2 protein-coding genes are annotated in these 1,638 nt (G+C 65.8%); both read left to right on the forward strand.

Annotated elements, in window-relative coordinates; genetic code table 11:
* A partial coding sequence (locus V6M48_RS00555) for a carbon-phosphorus lyase complex subunit PhnI (RefSeq protein WP_332810569.1) occupies positions 1–1,066 on the forward strand: 1,066 nt, incomplete at its 5' end.
* Positions 1,063–1,638, forward strand: a 576-nt coding sequence (locus V6M48_RS00560; RefSeq protein WP_332810570.1) for an alpha-D-ribose 1-methylphosphonate 5-phosphate C-P-lyase PhnJ, incomplete at its 3' end; no start/stop codon positions are given. The genes V6M48_RS00555 and V6M48_RS00560, both read left to right, overlap by 4 nt.

Raw genomic sequence — 1,638 nt, forward strand, 5'->3', positions numbered from 1 at the left:
TGCCAATGCTCACCGGCTGCTTGCCGATCGCCGCCGCGGCGATCGCTCGGTGCCGGCTTTGCGCCTCGACCAGATCATTGAACAGCTCGGCCTCGCGGTCGATCGCGCCATGGGCGAGGGCTCACTTTATGACCGCGAACTCGCAGCGCTCGCCATCATCCAGTCGCGCGGCGACCTGATCGAGGCGATCTTCCTCGTCCGTGCCTACCGCACCACGCTGCCGCGCTTCGGCTATTCGAAGCCGATCGATACGGCCGCGATGAAGATCGAGCGCCGCGTCTCGGCGACGTTCAAGGATCTGCCGGGCGGCCAGCTGCTCGGCCCCACCTTCGACTACACGCACCGGCTGCTCGACCCGTCGATCGCCGAGGGGGCCGATGTGGATGAGGCGGTGGCCCGCGCCAGCGATGACGAACACGCGCCGCGCGTCACCGACCTGCTCGACCACCAGGGCCTGATCGAGCCCGACGTGTCCGAGGTGCAGGAAGAGATCGGCGATCTCACCCGCGAGCCGCTGGAGTTTCCGCTCAACCGCGACCGGCGGCTGCAGGCACTTACCCGTGGTGACGAGGGGTTCCTCCTCGCGCTCGGCTACTCGACGCAGCGCGGCTATGGCCGCTCGCACCCGTTCGTCGGCGAAATCCGCATCGGCGAGGTCGAGGTCGAACTCGATATTCCCGAACTCGGCTTTGCCGTGAACCTGGGGCGCATCCGGGTCACCGAGTGCCAGATGGTCAACAAGTTCAAGGGCAACGCCAAGGTGCCGCCGCAGTTCACCCGCGGCTACGGCCTCGTGTTCGGGCAGGCCGAGCGCAAGGCCATGGCGATGTCGCTGTGCGATCGGTCGCTGCGGGCTCGCGAGCTGGGCGAGGATGTCGAGCACCCAGCGCAGGACGAGGAGTTCGTCATCTCCCACTCCGACAACGTGCAATCGACCGGCTTCGTCGAGCACTTGAAGCTGCCGCACTATGTCGATTTCCAGGGCGAACTCGGCCTGCTGCGCGAAATGCGCGCCGAGCACGACGTCGCGGACGAAGCAGAAGCCTATCCGGAGGCGGCAGAATGAACATCGCCAAGTACAACTTCGCCTATCTCGACGAGCAGACCAAGCGGATGATCCGCCGGGCCATCCTCAAGGGCATCGCCATCCCCGGCTATCAGGTGCCGTTCGCTTCCCGTGAAATGCCGATGCCCTACGGCTGGGGCACCGGTGGCGTGCAGGTCACCGCCTCGATCATCGGTCCATCAGATGTGCTGAAGGTCATCGACCAGGGCGCCGACGACACCACCAACGCCGTGTCGATCCGCGCCTTCTTCGCCAAGGTCGCCAATGTTGCGGTGACCACGCATACCGAAGAAGCGACGATCATCCAGACGCGCCACCGTATCCCGGAAGCGAAACTCGCCGAGGGGCAGGTGCTGGTTTACCAGGTGCCGATCCCCGAGCCTCTGCGCTACCTCGAGCCGCGCGAGACCGAGACGCGGAAGATGCACGCGCTCGAGGAATACGGGCTGATGCACGTCAAGCTCTACGAGGACATCGCCAAGCACGGCCGCATCGCCACGACCTACGCCTACCCGGTGAAGGTCGAGGGCCGCTACGTCATGGACCCCTCGCCGACGCCGAAGTTCGACAAC

Source organism: Sphingomonas sp. (assembly GCF_036677245.1).
Taxonomy (GTDB): Bacteria; Pseudomonadota; Alphaproteobacteria; order Sphingomonadales; family Sphingomonadaceae; genus Allosphingosinicella.